The sequence below is a fragment of the Nonomuraea sp. NPDC003727 genome (assembly GCF_053586935.1).
Genome location: NZ_JBSFNE010000034.1, coordinates 26407 through 43234, shown reverse-complemented (window position 1 = coordinate 43234; position 16828 = coordinate 26407). Strand labels below are relative to the sequence as shown.

Below are 16828 nucleotides of genomic sequence, written 5' to 3'. Positions count from 1 at the left end.
ATGAGGAGCGCCACGCCGGGGACCGGGCGCCGTGCCCTCCCGCTCGGCAGGGCGGCCGCCGCGTCGGTCGTGGGCGTCGCCGTCCTGGTCGCCCTGGTCGTGGCGCTCACCCGGGGCGGAGGCGGCGCGCCCCCACCGCGGGGCCTGGCCGCCTCCGCGACCGTCTCCGAGGTGCTCGGCCTGCGGCCCGGCGACCGGGTCACCCTGGTCGAGGGCGAGCCTGTGGTGGGGGCCGAGGTGTTGAGGGCGGCCGAGACCGCCCGCGCCGAGGTGCTCTCCGAGTACACCCGGTACGGCCTCGCGCTCGGTCCCGGCTTCTGGGACCGGGCGCACGCCGGGGTCACGCCGCGCAGGGCGCTGCGCGACAGGGCGGTGCGCGCGGCCGTCCTCGACAAGGTCAGGCGGGTGTGGGCGCGGGAGGCGGGGCTGCTCGCCGATGTCAGCGAGCAGGGGTTCCAGCGCGAGCTGGCCGAGGAGAACGCGCGCCGCGCGCGGGCCGCCCGCGAGGGACGGCCGCTGCCCGGGGTGCCGTCCTACGACGAGCACACCTACGCCGGGGTGCGCGCCGCCGAGCTCGACTCGGCGCTCAGCAAGGTCCACGCCGCCACGCTCGAGCTGTCCGAGCGGCGGCTGCGCGAGCAGTACCGGCTGATGGCGGGTCAGGACGCCCCGCCGTTCGAGAGGGTCCGCGACAACGTGCGCCAGGCCCTGGTCGCCGAGGAATATCGCAAGGCGCTGCGGGCCCGCGCTGGGTAGCCTGACTTACAGGTACATGGGGGACTGGATCAGGGAACGCATCGTTGACACAGGACGGCTGCCGCTGTTCTGCTTCTTCGTCGCGCTCATCGTGGCCTTCGTCGCCACCCGGATCAACGTCAGGCTCATCCGCGCCAAGATCGGCTGGTTCCGCAACGTCAGCGTCGGCGAGATGCACATCCACCACGTCGTCTTCGGCGTGGTCCTCATGCTGGTCGGCGGCGTCAGCGGGCTGGTCGCCGCGGGGTCGGCGGTGGCGGCCGCGGTCTTCGGGGTCGGCGCGGCGCTGGTGCTGGACGAGTTCGCGCTCATCCTCCACCTGCACGACGTGTACTGGGAGGAGGAGGGCCGCACCTCCGTCGACGCGGTCTTCGTCGCGGTCGCGGTCACCGGGCTGCTGCTGATCGGGCTGCGCCCGCTGACCTGGGAGGTCGGCCGCGTCGCGCCCTGGTGGCTGCTGCTCGCCAACCTGGCGCTCGCCGTGATCACGCTGCTCAAGGGCAAGATCTGGACGGGCCTGGTGGGCTTGTTCCTACCTCCGCTGCTGGTGGTGGGCGCGCTGCGGCTGGCCAGGCCCGGCTCGCCCTGGGCGCACTGGTTCTTCGCGGTCAGGTCGCCCCGCAAGATGGCCACGGCGCTGCGCCGCGAGGAGCGCTGGCGCCGACCGGTGATCAAGGTCAAGATCGCGGTTCAGGAGTTCGTCTCAGGACGGCACGACCTTCCATCGACCCGCAAGAGGCGCGCGCATGAGTGAGGGCATGTGGTCACCGTGAGAGTTCCCGCGTTCCACGCGCGGCTGATCGAGGCCGCTCTGGACGTCCGCGAGCGCCACGGCCTGCTGCTGGCCGGCGGTCACGCGATGACCGCCCACGGGCTCACCGAGCGGCCGGGCGACGACCTCGTGCTGGCCACCGACCGGGGTGTCCCGCTGCCGGAGGTCGCCGCGGAGCTGGCCGCCGAGCTGCGGCGGCACGGCCTGGCGGTGACGCCGGCCGACGCGACCGAGCGGGTGGCGCGGATGGTCGTGCGCGACGAGGCCGGCGGCGAGCGGTGCACGGTCAGCCTGCTCAGGGAGCCGCTCAGGGACCGGCCGCTGGCACTGGAGGGCTACCGGGTGGTCGGCCAGGACGACGCGGTGGGCCTCAAGGTGCGGGCGCTGCACGGGCGGGGCCTGCCCAAGGACTTCGTCGACGTCGCCGCGGCGGCCACCCGCTACTCCTTCCGCGAGCTCGAGCGCTTGGGCGCCGCCTTCGAGGAGGACTGGCTGCTCGACGACCTGATCCAGCGCCTGGAAAGCGTCGACCTGCTGGCCGACGAGGCGTTCATGGCCTACGGCGTCGACGAGGAGCGGCTGCACGAGATCAGGCGCTTCGCCTACGCGTGGGCCGAGGACATCAAGCTTCGCCGCGCCGACGACGGCGACGCGGACCACGACGTCCCCGACGTCCCCGAGATCGACTGAAGGCGCGTCAACTTCGCTTGACTTCCGCCCATGCGTCAATCTAAGTTGACGCATGGGCGTACCGCGGCAATCAGGGAAAGGTGGGTGATTTCCCTGAGCGCGCGCGGCCGTGCCGCGACCCAGAATGTCTGTGGACGTATGTGACGGGGACGGAGAAACGTGAGCGGCGACAACCGCGAGACAGCGCAGGCCGCCGAGGGGGAGAAGCCACCCTTCAGGCTCCTGCTGGCCTACCTCGGGCCGCACCGGAAGATCTTAGTCGCCGGCGGGCTGCTCGGCCTGGTCGGCTCGGCCGCGGGACTGGCGATGCCGCTGCTGGCCAAGTACGTGGTCGACGCCTTCGGCGCGGAACGGTCGATGACCGGCCCGCTGATCGCGCTGACGGTCGCCGTCGTCATCGGCGCGGTGGTCTCGGCCGGCGGCAACTACCTGATGGAGCGCACCGGCGAGGGCATCGTGCTGGGCGCCAGGCGCAGGCTCGTCGACAGGATGCTGCGGCTGAAGGTCGCCGACGTCGACCGGCTCAAGCCGGGCGACCTGCTGTCGAGGGTCACCGGCGACACCACCCTGCTGCGGTCGGTGCTCACCAACGGCATCGTGGACTCGATCGCCGCGGTCTTCATGCTGATCGGCGCGATCGTCATGATGGCGCTGATGGACGGCGTGCTCCTGCTGGTCACGCTGCTGGTCGTGGTGCTGATCGGCGGCATGACCGCGCTGGTCATGCCGCGCATCCAGCGGGCGCAGCACCAGGCCCAGGAGGCCGTCGGCGAGATGGGCGCGGTGCTCGACCGGGCCCTGCAGGCCTACCGCACGGTCAAGGCGAGCGGCGCGGAGGAGCGCGAGGTCGCCGAGATCGGGGCGGCCGCCGAACGCGCCAAGGACAAGGGGCTGCAGGTGGCCGGCTGGACCTCGCTGGCCGGGGTCTCGACATGGATGGCGGTGCAGGTCGCCTTCCTGTGCGTCCTGGCCGTCGGCGGCGCCCGCGTCGCCGCCGGCACGCTGGAGGTCTCGGCGCTGATCGCCTTCCTGCTGTACCTGTTCTACCTGGTCGCCCCGATCGGCCAGCTGGTCGAGGGCGCGGTGCAGCTGCAGAACGGCCTGGCCGCGCTCAAGCGCATCCGTGAGATCGAGGACCTGCCGGGCGAACCGGCCGGCCAGGACACCCGCGTGGCCCCCGGCGGCGACGAGCCCGTCGGGGTGCGCTTCGAGGACGTGGTGTTCAGCTACGGCGATGACCGGGCGCCCGTCCACCACGGCGTGACCTTCGACGTGCCGCCGGGAGGGCTGACCGCGCTGGTCGGACCGTCGGGCGCGGGCAAGTCCACGGTGTTCGCGCTGGTCGAGCGCTTCTACGAGCACCAGGACGGGCTGATCGAGGTCGGTGGCGTGGACATCCGCGACTGGCCGCTGGAGCGGCTGCGCGCCGCGCTCGGCTACGTCGAGCAGGACGCCCCCGTGCTGGCGGGCACGCTCAGGGAGAACCTGCTGTTCGCCGCGCCGGACGCGACCGAGGACGAGCTGAGCAGGGCGCTGACCCGCACCAGGCTCGACGACCTGGTCGCCAGGCTGCCCGACGGTCTCGAGACGCCGGTCGGCCACCGCGGCGTGCTGCTGTCCGGCGGCGAACGCCAGCGGGTCGCCATCGCGCGGGCGCTGCTGCGCAGGCCGCGGCTGCTGCTGATGGACGAGGCCACCTCGCAGCTCGACGCGGTCAACGAGCTCCGCCTGCGTGAGGTGATCGCCGAGGTGGCGAGAGAGACGACGGTGCTGGTGATCGCGCACCGGCTGTCCACCGTCACCAACGCCGATCGCATCGTGGTGATGGAGTCGGGCGGTGTGCGGGCGGTCGGCACCCACGACGAGCTGGTGGGCTCCGACGAGCTCTACCGGGAGCTGGCCGCCACCCAGTTCCTCGTTTCATGATCCACGAAGGGCGAGGGCCGCTGCTCGCAGGGGCGGCCGTCATCCGGGTCGGTGGCGACGAAGCCGTCAGGGTGATGCCAGGCTTCCCTTGCTGATGATCGCGTACGGCTCGCGCGCCCGCGCGGGCCGTACGGCTGCTGGAGACTCCCCTGTATCGCCTCCAGAAACCGTCGTTGTGGACCAGCCGAATGCCCCCTCAGGCGAGATCAAGTCCAGCACTTCGCGCAGCGAAGTGTCATGCAGTTTCAGGCTCACCCGAATAACCCAGCTATGTCGGTATATTTCGGGTCAGCAATTTAACTTTCAGGCTTTTGCAAGCGCCCCCCGCGAGACTGCGACGCATGGCGGGCGGCATATTGCGCATCATTTTCACCGGCGACGACCTCGCACGCGTACGGATCGCCTCACGGGCCGATCCGCTGTGGGAGACGGTGGCCAGCCTGCACCGCTTCCAGGCCGGCGACGGCGGCGCCGCCATGGCCGAATGGCGGCGGCGGGCGCGCGCCAAGCTCGCCGAGACCGGCTTGCTGCAGGACGTGCGCAGGATGCTGGTGCCGCTGGCGCCCCGCGCGGCCTACTTCCCCGACTTCCTCACCCCGATCGAGGCGCAGCAGGGCCTCGAGGAGGGCATCCAGGCCATCCTCGACACGCCGCCCGCCAGGGTGCGGCGCGAGCTCGACCTGCTGCGCGCACGGCACGGGCTGCCGGCCCACCTGGAGTCGCTCCCCGACGACGGCCCGGCCATGCGCAGGCTGGCCGCGGTCGCGGCCGGATACTTCCAGACGGCGCTCGGCGAGCACTGGGGCGAGGTGGAGCGGGCCGTCAGCCAGGACCGCGGCACCAGGGTCAGGCACCTGGCCGACGGCGGCGTCGAGGGCATGTTCACCCAGCTGTCGCCCAAGGTCCGGTGGCGCGCCCCCGTCCTGGAGGTCGACTACCCAGCGGGAGACAGGGAACTGCGCCTGCGCGGGCGCGGGCTGACGTTCATCCCCAGCTACTTCTGCAGGACCGCGCCCGTGACGCTGGCCGACCCCGGCCTGCCGCCCGTGCTGGTCTACCCGGTGGCGCGCACCGGCGTCGCCGGACGGAAGACGGGCGGGGACGCGCTGGCCGAACTGCTGGGCAAGACCAGGGCGGCGGTGCTGCGGTGCGTCGGGCTCGCCCCCGGATGCAGCACGACCGAGCTGGCCCGGCGGGCGGGGGTGCCCACCTCCAGCGCCAGCGAGCACGCCCGAGTGCTCCGGCAGGCGGGCTTGATCGTCAGTACCCGGCACGCCAACCTGATGCTGCACCAGATCACCGAATCGGGCGACGCGCTGTTGCGTGGCACCCGCTGACCTGACCCAGGAGGTCGCATGTCGTTCTGGAAGAAGATCGGTATCGCGCTGGTGGCGGCCGTGGTGGTGCTCTTCGTCGCGCTGGTGGTGGCCGTCTTCGTGCCGGGCGGCTGGAAGTTCTCGCTGGTCCTGGTGGGCCTGCCGGCGCTGGCGGGCTGGATCTGGTGGCAGTGGCTGATGGAGAGCCATCCGGCGGACCGCCGCGACGACGTGCCGCCCCCCGGCTCCCGCTGGGACGAGCGCACGGAGCGGTGGCAGTACCCGGACCGGCCCTGACACGGGGTCGCGGGGTTGTCGACGGGAGCAGGCGTTGTACCCTTCGAGTGACATAGATGAATATGTTCATTCAGGAGGGAAGAGGCATGAGCCGTACCGTGCGCGCGCCGCGAGGCACCACGCTCACCGCCAAGGGCTGGCCGCAGGAGGCCGCGCTCCGGATGCTCCAGAACAATCTGGACCCGGAAGTCGCCGAGCACCCCGAGCAGCTCGTCGTCTACGGAGGCTCGGGCAAGGCCGCGCGCGACTGGCCCTCGTTCGACGCCCTGACCCGCACGCTCACCACCCTGGAAGGTGACGAGACGCTGCTGGTGCAGTCGGGTCGCCCCGTGGGCGTCTTCCGCACCCACGAATGGGCGCCACGCGTCCTCATCGCCAACTCCAACCTCGTTCCCGACTGGGCCAACTGGGAGGAGTTCCGCCGCCTCGAGGCCGCCGGCCTGACCATGTACGGCCAGATGACGGCGGGCTCCTGGATCTACATCGGCACGCAGGGCATCCTCCAGGGCACCTACGAGACCTTCGCCGCGGTGGCCGCCAAGCGCTTCGGCGGCTCGCTGGCCGGGACGATCACCCTGACCGCCGGGCTCGGCGGCATGGGCGGCGCCCAGCCGCTGGCCGTCACCATGAACGGCGGCGTGGCCATCTGCATCGACTGCGACCCGCGCAGCGTCACCCGCCGCATCGAGCACCGCTACCTCGACGTCGAGGCCGCCACCCTCGACGAGGCGCTCCGCCTGGCCTACGAGGCCCGCGACCAGCGCAGGCCGCTGTCCATCGGCGTCGTGGCCAACGCCGCCGAGGCCGTGCCCGAGCTGCTGGCCCGCGGCGCCGAGATCGACATCGTGACCGACCAGACCTCGGCCCACGACCCGCTGATGTACCTGCCGATCGGCGTCGCCTTCGACGACATGGCCGCCGAGCGCGACAAGGACCCCGCCGGGTTCACCACCAGGGCGCGCGAGTCGATGGCCAGGCACGTCGAGGCCATGGTCGGGTTCAAGGACGCGGGCGCGGAGGTCTTCGACTACGGCAACTCCATCCGCGGCGAGGCGCAGCTGGCGGGCTACGCCAGGGCCTTCGACTTCCCCGGCTTCGTGCCCGCCTACATCAGGCCGCTGTTCTGCGAGGGCAAGGGCCCGTTCCGCTGGGCGGCCCTGTCCGGCGACCCCGCCGACATCGCGGCGACCGACAGGGCGATCCTCGAGCTCTTCCCCGAGAACGAGGGGCTGTCCCGGTGGATCAGGATGGCGGGGGAGAAGGTCCACTTCCAGGGCCTGCCCGCGCGGATCTGCTGGCTCGGGTACGGCGAGCGCCACCTGGCCGGCGAGCGCTTCAACGACATGGTGGCCTCGGGCGAGCTCCAGGCGCCGGTCGTCATCGGGCGTGACCACCTCGACTGCGGGTCGGTGGCCTCGCCGTACAGGGAGACGGAGGCCATGGCGGACGGCTCGGACGCGATCGCGGACTGGCCGCTGCTGAACGCGATGCTGAACACGGCGTCGGGCGCCGCCTGGGTGTCCATCCACCACGGCGGCGGGGTGGGCATCGGGCGCTCGATCCACGCGGGGCAGGTGACCGTCGCCGACGGGTCGGCCCTGGCGGGGGAGAAGCTCAACAGGGTGCTCACCAACGACCCGGGCACGGGCGTCATGCGGCACGTGGACGCGGGCTACGACGAGGCGGTGACGGTGGCCGACGAGCGCGGCGTCCGCATCCCGATGCGCGAGTCCTGACGGCCCGCCGGCGCGGGAGCCGGTGGTCACGGGCGGACGCCGTCCATGAGAACGGCGCCGCCGGCCACCGGCCCGCGTCCTCGCGGAGAGCGCCGCCGCTCACCCCGTAGGACGCCCCGGCGGACTTCCTGCGGGGCCGAGCCGGGGTGTCGGGGACAGGTGCCCGTGCCCGGGTGACGGGAAGGGGTTGGGCAGGTCGGTGTGTTGGAGGTGGCGTGAGGGACGGACTTGAGGGGCTGCTGGACGGCAGGCGCCTGTCGCCCGTGCAGCGGCGGATCGCGCACTACCTGTCCGACCACCTGGACGAGGCGATCTTCCTGTCCAGCGTGGAGCTGGCCGAGCGGGCGGGCGTGAGCCAGCCCTCGGTGACCAGGTTCGCGATGGTGCTGGGCTTCGGCGGCTACCCCGAGCTGCGGCAGGCCCTGCGGCCTCTCGTGCTCGGCGGCAGGCCCGAGGGCGGCAGCCTGCTCAGGGGCGCGATCGACGACGAGATCCGCAACCTCACGCTGATCCGCGACCGCCTGAACGGCCTGCCGCTCAAGGAGCTGGGCGAGTCGCTGGCCGCCGCCGAACCGCTGCCGGTGCTCGGGCTGCGCGTCTCCTCCGGGCTCGCGACCACGTTCGCCTACTTCGCCAGGCGCGTCCACCCCGACGTCCGCCTGCTCGTCCACGGCGGCTCCGAGCTGGTCGACGGGCTGCACGCGGCCCGCAGGGCGGGCGCCGAATGGGTGTTCGCGGTGGTCCTGCCGCGGTATCCGGCCGAAACCGTGCACGCGCTGGAGTACGCGACCAAGCTCGGGCTCAGGACGGCGGTGATCACCGACCGGCCGGGCTTCCCCGCCGACGTCGTGCTGGACGCGCCGGTCGGGGAGCGCCTGGTGTTCGACTCCCACGCGGCCCCGCTCGCCCTGGCCATGGCGCTGGTGGAGGCGATGGCCGACGCCGCGCCGCTGCGGACGCAGGCCAGGCTCGAGGAGTACGAGCGGATGACGGAGGAGACGGGCACGTTCCTGTCAGCCGGCGAGTCTGCGTAGGGAGCGGACCGACCAGGTGACGGTCACCGCGGCGAGGGCGAGCATGATGCCGAACGCCAGGGGGATCGACAGGTCGGTCAGCGTGCCGGCGAACAGCGCGCGTCCCGCTTCGACGGGGTGGTAGAAGGGCGTGAACCAGGCGATCTTCTCCAGCCAGTCGGGGCCGAGCGCCATGGGCAGCAGCGCGCCCGACAGCAGCATCAGCGGCAGGGCGAAGAACTGCATGATCTGCCCCATCGCGTTCTCGTCGCGCAGGCCGAGCGCCAGGCCGTAGGCGACGCCGGAGGCGAACAGGCCGGTGACGCCGAGCAGCAGCAGCATGAGGACCAGCCCTAGCGGGCCGATGCGCAGCCCCATCAGCAGCGCGATGAGGATCACCGCCAGCGACTGGATCATGAGGGCGACCACGTCGCGCAGCATCCGGCCGAGCACGATCGCGGGCCGCCACGCGGGGCTGACCGCGATCCGCTCCAGCACGCCGCTGCGGATCTCGTAGATGGTGCCGTAGGCGACGCCCATCGAGCCGAACAGCGCGGTGATCACCAGCATGCCGGGCGCGAAGGAGGTCAGCGCCCGGCCCATGTCGCCCTGGAAGGCCATGCCCGCGTAGAGCGGCGCGAACAGCAGCAGGTACATCACCGGCTGGATGATGCCGAACAGCGGCCAGACGGGGTTGCGCAGGGTGTTCCTGACCTCGTGGCCGAAGAACAGGGACGTGTCGCGGATCATGCGGCGGCTCCGGTGTCGCGCAGGGACCGGCCGGTCTTGGCCAGGAAGACGTCGTCGAGCGTGGCCCGCTCGAGCGCGATCGAGCGCAGGGAGAGGCCCTCGGCCTCCAGCGTGCGCAGCAGCGCCGGCAGCGCGTGTTCGCCGTCGTCGACGTAGACGCGCAGCATGTCCTCGTCGACGCGGGTCTGCTTGGCCAGCGGGCCCAGCACCCGGGCGGCCTCGTCCAGTTCGTCGAGCCTGAGGGTGACCACATCGCCGGACACCGACCGCTTCAGCTCGGCAGGGGTGCCCTCGGCCACCACGACGCCGTGGTCCACGATCGCGAGGCGGTCGCACAGGGCGTCGGCCTCCTCCAGGTAGTGCGTGCTCAGCAGGACGCTGGTGCCCCGCTCGCGCAGTTCCCTGATCCGGTCCCAGAGGTTGGCGCGGTTCTGCGGGTCGAGGCCGGTGGTCGGCTCGTCGAGGAACAGCAGCGGAGGGCTGTGGACCAGCCCGAGGGCGATGGCGACGCGGCGCTTCTGGCCGCCGGAGAGGGTACGGCCGGGCCGGTCGGCGATCTCGGCGAGGTCCATCTTCCTGAGGATCTCGTCGGCCGCCCCCGCCGGGTCGGGCACGCCGTAGATCTTGGCGGCGAACACGACCTGCGCGCGGGGGGTGTTCTGCTCCTCCACCCCGCCGGCCTGGCTGACGTAGCCGAGCTTGCGCCGGATCGCGCCCGGCTCCTTGACCAGGTCGTGTCCGGCGATCCTGGCGGTTCCCCCGTCGGGGAGGATGAGGGTGGCCAGCATCCTGATCGTGGTCGTCTTGCCCGCGCCGTTGGGCCCGAGCACGCCGTAGATCTCGCCGTCCTTCACCTCGAGGTCGACGCTCTTGACCGCTTCGACGGTCTGGGTGCCTTTCCTGCTCTTGGTGACGAAGGTCTTCCTTAAGCCTTGCGCATCGATGATCATCAGGGGAGGTCTCCTTCTTCGACCTTCTGGATGGCTTCACGTACCCAGTCGAGTTGCGCGTTGACCATGCCGATGTTCAGCCGCAGGTTCTCGTCGACGTGCCGGGGGGCGCCGAAGGCCTGCTTGCTGCCCAGCGCCCGCTGCATCATCGCGACCGCCCGGCTGAGCTCGTCGGATCTGACCCGTAGCGCGTCCTTGAGCAGCGGCCTGTCCAGCCGGTCCATGAACGTCATGGCCACCTGGAAGGGGTCGATGATCGGCCTGATCTCGTACCAGAGCAGCATGAGCAGCCGGTGGAACTCGAACCGGCCCGCCTCCGTGATCGCGTAGACGGTCTTGCCGCCCTTGCCGCTCTCGACGATGTCGAGCAGCCCCTCGTTGGCCATCTTGCCGAGGCCGTGGTAGATCGAGCCGAAGGCGACGTTGGCCCACTGGTCGGCGCCCATCGTCTCCAGGCGGCGCCGCACCTGGTAGCCGTTCATCGGCTCGTCGAGCAGCGTGCCGAGGATGAGAACGCGCGTCGTATTCACCCTTCAAATTTGAATACAAACTTGAGTATGGTGTCAACCGTGAGAGAGATCGTGAGAGAGGACGACGGCGCCCTGCTCGGCTACGTCAGGCAGGTGGAGGGCGGCTGGCGGCCGCTGACCGTCTTCGGCTACCCCCTGGGTCCCGCGGCGGACGCGGACACGGCCGAGGAGGTGGTCAGGCGGGAGGGGCTCGACCGGCTCGCGGGCCGCTGGGAGTTCCACTGGGAAGGCGAGTGGTACACCTGCGTGCTGCAGGAGGCCGACCTCGCGCGGGTGCGCGTCCGGCCGACCGATCCGGGCTATCCGGGACGCGAGCACTCCCTCGAGCTGGTCACGCCGGGGACCGGCGAGCTGCGGCCCTTAGGCTGGCGACCATGAGAACCGCACTGATCACAGGGGCGTCGAGGGGCGTGGGCGAGGCCGTCGCCCGCGCGCTGGCGCCCACCCACCGGCTGATCCTCGGCGGCCGTGACCGGGCCGCCCTCGACGCGCTGGCCGCCGAGCTCCCCGACGCCCGCGCGTGGCCGGTGGAGCTCGCCGAGGTCACCGCCGCGGACGTCGAGGACGTCGACCGGCTCGACGTGCTCGTGCACAGCGCCGGGGTGGTCACGCTGGGCCGGATCGCCGACACCCCCGCCGAGGTCTGGCGGCGGACCATGGAGATCAACGTGGTCGCCGTCGCCGAGCTGACCAGGCTGCTGCTCCCGGCCCTGCGGGCGGCGGGCGGGCACGTGGTCCTGATCAACTCGGGCGCCGGGTTGCGCGCCAACCCCGGATGGGGCTCCTACGCGGCCAGCAAGTTCGCGCTGCGCGCCCTCGCCGACGGCCTGCGGCTGGAGGAGCCCGCGCTGCGGGTCACGACCGTCTACCCCGGCCGCGTCGCCACCGACATGCAGCGTGGCGTGCGGGCGCAGGAGGGCGGGGCCTTCGAGCCGGAGAAGTACCTGGAGCCGGACACCGTGGCCAGGGCCCTCCTGGCGGCGATCAACGCCGGCCCCGACGCCCACCTGACCGAGCTGACCCTCCGGCCCAGCGAGGGGCCCGTCTCCTGACGCCGGGCGAGCGCCGCCGGGCCCACCACCCGGCGGAAGTCCGGGGTGCCGGGTGTGGCTGAATGGATTCATTCACTAGAGTGAGGGCATGCTGGATGAACTCTCGCGTATAGGACGGGATCCCGCGACCAACGGCTATGTGCGGGACGCGTGGTCGCCCGCGGACATGGAGCTGCGGGAGTGGTTCCGGCAGGAGGCCGAACGCCGCGGCCTCGGCCTGCACGACGACCGCAACGGCAACCTGTGGGCCTGGTGGGGCGACCCCGACCGCGCACCCGGCGTGGTCACGGGCAGCCACCTCGACTCCGTACGGCAGGGCGGCGCCTACGACGGTCCCCTCGGCGTCGTGTCCGCCTTCCAGGCGCTCGACCTGCTGAAGGCCAGGGGCTTCACCCCGGCCAGGCCGATCGGCGTCGCCTGCTTCACCGACGAGGAGGGCGCCAGGTTCGGCGTGCCGTGCATGGGCTCGCGGCTGCTGACCGGCGTGCTCGACCCGGCCAGGGCCAGGTCGCTGACCGACGACGAGGGCGCCTCGATGGACGAGGTGCTGCGCAGGGCCGGACGCCGTCCCGAGGAGCTGGGCAGGGACGACGAGACGCGCGCCAGGATCGGCGTGTTCGTCGAGCTGCACGTGGAGCAGGGACGCGGCCTGGCCGACCTGGACGAGCCCGTCGGGGTGGCCGGCGCGATCTGGCCGCACGGCAGGTGGCGCTTCGACTTCTCCGGCGAGGCCAACCACGCGGGCACGACGCGGCTGGAGGACAGGCACGACCCGATGCTCGACTACGCCCGCGCGGTGCTCCAGGCGCGCGACGCGGCAGAGAAGCACGGGATCGTGGCGACGTTCGGCAAGGTGCGGGTCTCGCCGAACAACGCCAACGCCATCCCCGGCCTGGTCTCGGCGTGGCTGGACGCGAGGGGCGCCACCGAGGGGGCGGTCAGGGCGCTGGTGCGGGAACTGTCCGAGGGCAGGGACGTGCGCGAGGAGTCCTGGACCCCCGTCGTCGACTTCGAGGTGCCGCTGCGCGACCGCCTCGCCCGCGCCGTCGGCGCGGCGCTCGCCGGGGTCAGGACGGCAGGGCAGGGCCCGGCTCCCGTGCTGCCGACGGGCGCGGGCCACGACGCGGGCATCCTGGCGGCGGCGGGCGTGCCGGCCGCGATGCTGTTCGTGCGCAACCCCACGGGCGTCTCCCACTCGCCGCGGGAGCACGCCGAACCCGGCGACTGCGCGCACGGGGTCACCGCCCTCGCCGGCGTGCTCGAGGAGCTGGCCCGATGACCGTCTACTGGTGCGAGCTCGCCCTGCTGCCCGAGGGCGTCACCGACAGCGTGGTGATCGAGGTCGAGGACCAGCGGATCGTCTCGATCGACAGGGGCGACCGGCAGGGGATCACCCTCGCGGGGCTGACGCTCCCAGGCATGGCCAACGCGCACTCCCACGCCTTCCACCGGGCGCTGCGCGGCGCCACCCAGACGGGCAAGGGCGACTTCTGGACCTGGCGCGAGCAGATGTACGAGGTGGCGGGCGCGCTCGACCCCGACTCCTACCTCAGGCTGGCCAGGGCCGCCTACGCCGAGATGGCCCTGGCGGGCGTCACCTGCGTGGGCGAGTTCCACTACCTGCACCACGGGCCGGACGGCGTGCCGTACGACGACCCGAACGAGATGGGGCACGCGCTCATCCAGGCCGCGCGCGAGGCCGGTCTGCGCATCGCGCTGCTCGACACCTGCTACCTGACCGGCGGGGTCGGCACCGCGCTGACCGGCCCGCAGCTGCGCTTCGGCGACGGCACCAGCGAGGCGTGGGCGGTCAGGGCGCAGGAGCTGGCCGCCGCCTACGAGGGCCGGCACGACGTGGAGATCGGCGCGGCCATCCATTCCGTCAGGGCCGTGCCGCCCGAGCAGATGCCGACGGTCGCCGAGTTCTCCCGCAAGCACGCCGCCCCGCTGCACGCGCACGTCTCCGAGCAGCGGGCCGAGAACGCCGCCTGCGTCGAGCGCTACGCCGCCACCCCGGTCCAGGTGCTGCACGAGCACGGCGCGCTCGGCCCGCGGTCCACCGCCGTCCACGCCACCCACCTGGCCGAGGTCGACCTCGAACTGCTCGGCCACTCCCGCACCCACATCTGCATGTGCCCGACCACCGAACGCGACCTCGCCGACGGCATCGGCCCGGCCAGGGCGCTGTTCGACAGGGGCTCGCCGATCACGCTCGGATCCGACAGCCACGCCGTCGTCGACCTGTTCGAGGAGGCCAGGGCGGTCGAGCTGAACGAGCGCCTGGCCAGCGAGAAGCGCGGCCACTGGACCGCCGCCGAGCTGATGGCCGCCGCCACCGTCGCCGGCCACGCGTCGCTGGGCTTCCCCGACGCCGGAGGGCTGGTTCCCGGCGCGTGGGCCGACCTGGTCTCGGTCCGCCTCGACTCGGTCCGTACGGCGGGCGCGACACGCGAGAGCGCCCTGGAGACGATCGTGTTCGCGGCGACGGCCGCGGACGTGCACAGTGTGGTGTCGGGCGGTCGCAGGATCGTCACCGACGGCCGGCACGAGCTGGGAGACGTCGGGCGGATGCTGAACGAGGCGATGGGAGCGATCAGGTGAGTACCCTCATCGACGGGATCGGGATGCTGTTCGACGGCCACGTCGAGCACCTGGACGCCGCGCTGGTGATCGAGGGCGAGCGGATCGCGTGGGTCGGTCCCTCCAGCCAGGCGCCCGCGTGCGACGAGCGTCACGACGCCGGCAGGAGGTGCGTCATCCCCGGCTTCGTCGACAGCCACGCGCACCTGGTCTTCGCCGGAGACCGCACCTTCGAGTTCAACGCCCGCATGTCGGGCCAGAGCTACACCGCGGGCGGCATCCGCACCACGGTGACCGCCACCAGGGCGGCGGGCGAGGCCGAGCTGGCCACGCGCGCGGCGGCGCTGGTCGCCGAGATGACCGCGCAGGGCACGACCACCGTGGAGATCAAGAGCGGTTACGGGCTGACCGTGGAGGACGAGCGGCGCTCGCTGGAGATCGCCACCTCGCTCACCGACGAGACCACCTTCCTCGGCGCGCACGTGGTGCCCGCCGGGACCGACGCCGACGACTACGTCAGGACCGTCACGGGCGAGATGCTGCGGGCGTGCGCGCCGTACGCCAAGTGGGTGGACGTCTTCTGCGAGCGGGGGGCCTTCGACGGCGACCAGACGCGCGAGATCCTCCAGGCGGGCATCAAGGCGGGCCTGCTGCCGCGGGTGCACGCCAACCAGCTCACCGAGGGTCCCGGCGTGCGCATCGCGGTCGAGCTGGACGCGGCCTCCGCCGACCACTGCACGCACCTGAGCGACGCCGACGTCGACGCGCTGGCCTCCTCCGACACGGTGGCCACGCTGCTGCCGGGAGCGGAATTCTCCACCCGCTCGCCCTATCCCGACGCGCGGCGGCTCATCGACGCCGGCGTCACCGTGGCGATCGCCACCGACTGCAACCCCGGGTCGTCGTTCACCTCGTCGATGCCGTTCTGCGTGGCGCTGGCCGTACGGGAGATGCGGATGACGCCCATGGAGGCGGTCAGGGCCGCGACCTACGGCGGGGCCAGGGCGCTGCGCCGTGACGACGTCGGGCAGCTGCGCGTGGGCGCGCGGGCCGACCTCGTCGTGCTGGACGCGCCGTCGTTCGTGCACCTGGCCTACCGGCCAGGGGTGCCGCTCGTCCGGCAGGTGTGGCGGGCGGGCGAGCGGGTCGCCTGAATCCGGCGGGCATTTCTCGGAATCCCGCGGGCCATTGAGTCCCGCGGGTCATCCTCTGGTCGTAGCCGCGACGCGCGGCGAGCTGCGGCGGGGGCGGCGTATCGGCGCCGCCCCCGCCTTTTTTCGCGCGCCAGGAAAAGAATTTCTCATCCCTGAGAAGGAGGTGCAGAACCGTCCTGTGGTCGTAGTTCTTTTGGGAATCTTTGCTTCGGGCCGGACGTTGCCGGGATATAGAACGCAGCTGCGGGAACGAGGTGCCTGGGGATGGCAAGGCCTACGGGGAATCGCACGCAGGAGGTCGCCGATCGCGACCTGCTCGGGACCTATCTGGCCGAGATCGGCAGGGTTCCGCTGCTCACCGCGGAGGAGGAGGTCGAGCTCGCCAAGCGGATCGAGGCGGGGCTGTTCGCCGAGCAGCTGCTCGACAGCGGGGGCTCCGAGCCGCGTATCGGGGACGCGGCCGACGAGGAGCTCGAGCGCCTGGCGGTTTCGGGACGGCGCGCCAAGGACGAGTTCATCCAGGCCAACCTGCGCCTGGTGGTGGCTGTCGCACGGAAGTACTCGGGGCGGGGCATGCCGCTGATCGACCTGGTCCAGGAGGGCAACCTGGGCCTGGTGCGGGCGGTGGAGAAGTTCGACTACCGGCGGGGGTACAAGTTCTCGACCTACGCCACCTGGTGGATCAGGCAGTCGGTGGGGCGCGCCATCCACGAGCAGGCCAGGCCGGTGCGGCTGCCCACTCACGCGGGCGAGCAGATGACCAGGCTCATGCGGGTACGGCGCGACATGCTGGCCGAGTTCGACGCCGAGCCGACCGACGACGACCTCGCCCGGGTGCTCGACCTGCCGATCGAGCGGGTGCGCGAGCTGCGCCGCTGGGCCTCCGACCCGGTCTCGCTCCAGCTCGGCGTGGGTGACGAGGACGAGACCGAACTGGGCGACATGATCGCCGACGAGACGTGGGCCGATCCCGAGCAGCAGGCGATCGACATCCTGGAGCGCGAGCGTCTCGACGAGTGGCTGACCGGGCTGGAGGGCCCGACCAGCGAGATGCTGCGCTGGCGCTACGGCCTGCTCGACGGGCGCGAGCACACGCTGACGGAGGTGGGGGAGCGCTACGGCATCGGCCGCGACCGCGCCCGCCGCATCGAGCGCGACGCCCTGGCCAGGCTCCGCAAGATGGCCTCGGCCGCCGCCTGACCGACCGCTTCGCCGGGCGCTTCTCCGGTCCCTTCGCCATGCGTGGTCGCGCCCCGCGCGATCCGGCCGGTGGGCGCGGCCGGGGCCCGCTCGCGCGGGCCGCCCC

Annotated in this window: 17 protein-coding genes; 14 read left to right on the top strand and 3 right to left on the bottom strand. The window is 72.3% G+C overall.

What is annotated here, in order from left to right:
- The 8 genes from ACWDLG_RS43095 (at position 1) to ACWDLG_RS43060 (ending at position 8527) form a co-directional block, all read left to right on the top strand.
- On the top strand, positions 1-756 hold the full coding sequence (locus tag ACWDLG_RS43095; RefSeq protein ID WP_449931144.1) for a hypothetical protein: 756 nt from the start codon (positions 1-3) through the stop codon (positions 754-756).
- Between the two features lie 16 nt (positions 757-772).
- On the top strand, positions 773-1510 hold the full coding sequence (locus ACWDLG_RS43090) for a hypothetical protein (protein ID WP_449931142.1): 738 nt from the start codon (positions 773-775) through the stop codon (positions 1508-1510).
- Between the two features lie 15 nt (positions 1511-1525).
- The gene (locus tag ACWDLG_RS43085) at positions 1526-2218 is read left to right on the top strand and encodes a nucleotidyl transferase AbiEii/AbiGii toxin family protein (RefSeq protein ID WP_449931140.1); all 693 of its coding nucleotides are present in this window, start codon (positions 1526-1528) and stop codon (positions 2216-2218) included.
- Positions 2219-2377: 159 nt separating this feature from the next.
- Positions 2378-4144, top strand: coding sequence for an ABC transporter ATP-binding protein (locus ACWDLG_RS43080; RefSeq protein WP_449931138.1), 1767 nt, complete (start codon positions 2378-2380; stop codon positions 4142-4144).
- 341 nt (positions 4145-4485) lie between these two features.
- Complete coding sequence (locus tag ACWDLG_RS43075) at positions 4486-5481, top strand: helix-turn-helix domain-containing protein (RefSeq protein WP_449931136.1); 996 nt, start codon at positions 4486-4488, stop codon at positions 5479-5481.
- Between the two features lie 18 nt (positions 5482-5499).
- Entirely contained in the window at positions 5500-5757 is a 258-nt protein-coding gene (locus ACWDLG_RS43070) for a hypothetical protein (protein ID WP_449931134.1), read from the top strand.
- A gap of 86 nt (positions 5758-5843) precedes the next feature.
- Positions 5844-7493 carry a urocanate hydratase gene (gene hutU / locus ACWDLG_RS43065; RefSeq protein ID WP_354922866.1) on the top strand — a complete coding sequence of 550 codons (1650 nt, stop codon included), beginning with the start codon at positions 5844-5846 and terminating at the stop codon, positions 7491-7493.
- 215 nt (positions 7494-7708) lie between these two features.
- Positions 7709-8527: a MurR/RpiR family transcriptional regulator gene (locus ACWDLG_RS43060; protein WP_449931131.1), complete on the top strand. Its 819-nt coding sequence runs from the start codon at positions 7709-7711 to the stop codon at positions 8525-8527.
- Here ACWDLG_RS43060 and ACWDLG_RS43055 read toward each other — a convergent pair.
- The 3 genes from ACWDLG_RS43055 to ACWDLG_RS43045 are packed head-to-tail and all read right to left on the bottom strand — an operon-like array spanning position 8507 to position 10736.
- Positions 8507-9256, bottom strand: coding sequence for an ABC transporter permease (locus tag ACWDLG_RS43055; RefSeq protein ID WP_449931129.1), 750 nt, complete (start codon positions 9254-9256; stop codon positions 8507-8509). The two genes, ACWDLG_RS43060 and ACWDLG_RS43055, sit on opposite strands and share 21 nt — an antisense overlap.
- Positions 9253-10206 (bottom strand): ATP-binding cassette domain-containing protein, encoded by a 954-nt coding sequence (locus ACWDLG_RS43050; RefSeq protein ID WP_449931127.1) that lies wholly within the window; start codon positions 10204-10206, stop codon positions 9253-9255. Before ACWDLG_RS43050 ends, ACWDLG_RS43055 begins: the two co-directional genes overlap by 4 nt.
- Positions 10206-10736, bottom strand: coding sequence for a PadR family transcriptional regulator (locus ACWDLG_RS43045; RefSeq protein ID WP_449931125.1), 531 nt, complete (start codon positions 10734-10736; stop codon positions 10206-10208). Before ACWDLG_RS43045 ends, ACWDLG_RS43050 begins: the two co-directional genes overlap by 1 nt.
- Before the next feature lie 39 nt (positions 10737-10775).
- On the opposite strand from ACWDLG_RS43045, the gene ACWDLG_RS43040 reads away from it, so the two are divergent.
- The 6 genes from ACWDLG_RS43040 (at position 10776) to ACWDLG_RS43015 (ending at position 16722) form a co-directional block, all read left to right on the top strand.
- Positions 10776-11114: a hypothetical protein gene (locus ACWDLG_RS43040; protein WP_449931123.1), complete on the top strand. Its 339-nt coding sequence runs from the start codon at positions 10776-10778 to the stop codon at positions 11112-11114.
- Complete coding sequence (locus tag ACWDLG_RS43035) at positions 11111-11788, top strand: SDR family oxidoreductase (RefSeq protein WP_449931121.1); 678 nt, start codon at positions 11111-11113, stop codon at positions 11786-11788. Before ACWDLG_RS43040 ends, ACWDLG_RS43035 begins: the two co-directional genes overlap by 4 nt.
- 88 nt (positions 11789-11876) lie before the next feature.
- The gene (locus ACWDLG_RS43030; protein ID WP_449931119.1) at positions 11877-13067 is read left to right on the top strand and encodes an allantoate amidohydrolase; all 1191 of its coding nucleotides are present in this window, start codon (positions 11877-11879) and stop codon (positions 13065-13067) included.
- The gene (locus ACWDLG_RS43025) at positions 13064-14389 is read left to right on the top strand and encodes a formimidoylglutamate deiminase (protein ID WP_449931117.1); all 1326 of its coding nucleotides are present in this window, start codon (positions 13064-13066) and stop codon (positions 14387-14389) included. Before ACWDLG_RS43030 ends, ACWDLG_RS43025 begins: the two co-directional genes overlap by 4 nt.
- A 23-nt stretch (positions 14390-14412) precedes the next feature.
- Positions 14413-15522 carry an imidazolonepropionase gene (gene hutI, locus ACWDLG_RS43020; RefSeq protein WP_354922488.1) on the top strand — a complete coding sequence of 370 codons (1110 nt, stop codon included), beginning with the start codon at positions 14413-14415 and terminating at the stop codon, positions 15520-15522.
- A 264-nt stretch (positions 15523-15786) separates the two neighbouring features.
- The gene (locus ACWDLG_RS43015; RefSeq protein WP_354922432.1) at positions 15787-16722 is read left to right on the top strand and encodes a sigma-70 family RNA polymerase sigma factor; all 936 of its coding nucleotides are present in this window, start codon (positions 15787-15789) and stop codon (positions 16720-16722) included.
- Positions 16723-16828 lie beyond the last annotated feature (106 nt).

Bases quoted from the DNA above. Each gene is read 5' to 3' on its own strand.
- ACWDLG_RS43055 (WP_449931129.1), bottom strand. From the start codon at position 9,256: ATGATCCGCGACACGTCCCTGTTCTTCGGCCACGAGGTCAGGAACACC.
- ACWDLG_RS43030 (WP_449931119.1), top strand. From the start codon at position 11,877: ATGCTGGATGAACTCTCGCGTATAGGACGGGATCCCGCGACCAACGGC.
- hutU (WP_354922866.1), top strand. From the start codon at position 5,844: ATGAGCCGTACCGTGCGCGCGCCGCGAGGCACCACGCTCACCGCCAAG.
- ACWDLG_RS43050 (WP_449931127.1), bottom strand. From the start codon at position 10,206: ATGATCATCGATGCGCAAGGCTTAAGGAAGACCTTCGTCACCAAGAGC.
- ACWDLG_RS43035 (WP_449931121.1), top strand. From the start codon at position 11,111: ATGAGAACCGCACTGATCACAGGGGCGTCGAGGGGCGTGGGCGAGGCC.
- hutI (WP_354922488.1), top strand. From the start codon at position 14,413: ATGCTGTTCGACGGCCACGTCGAGCACCTGGACGCCGCGCTGGTGATC.
- ACWDLG_RS43090 (WP_449931142.1), top strand. From the start codon at position 773: ATGGGGGACTGGATCAGGGAACGCATCGTTGACACAGGACGGCTGCCG.
- ACWDLG_RS43015 (WP_354922432.1), top strand. From the start codon at position 15,787: ATGGCAAGGCCTACGGGGAATCGCACGCAGGAGGTCGCCGATCGCGAC.
- ACWDLG_RS43075 (WP_449931136.1), top strand. From the start codon at position 4,486: ATGGCGGGCGGCATATTGCGCATCATTTTCACCGGCGACGACCTCGCA.
- ACWDLG_RS43025 (WP_449931117.1), top strand. From the start codon at position 13,064: ATGACCGTCTACTGGTGCGAGCTCGCCCTGCTGCCCGAGGGCGTCACC.
- ACWDLG_RS43070 (WP_449931134.1), top strand. From the start codon at position 5,500: ATGTCGTTCTGGAAGAAGATCGGTATCGCGCTGGTGGCGGCCGTGGTG.
- ACWDLG_RS43095 (WP_449931144.1), top strand. From the start codon at position 1: ATGAGGAGCGCCACGCCGGGGACCGGGCGCCGTGCCCTCCCGCTCGGC.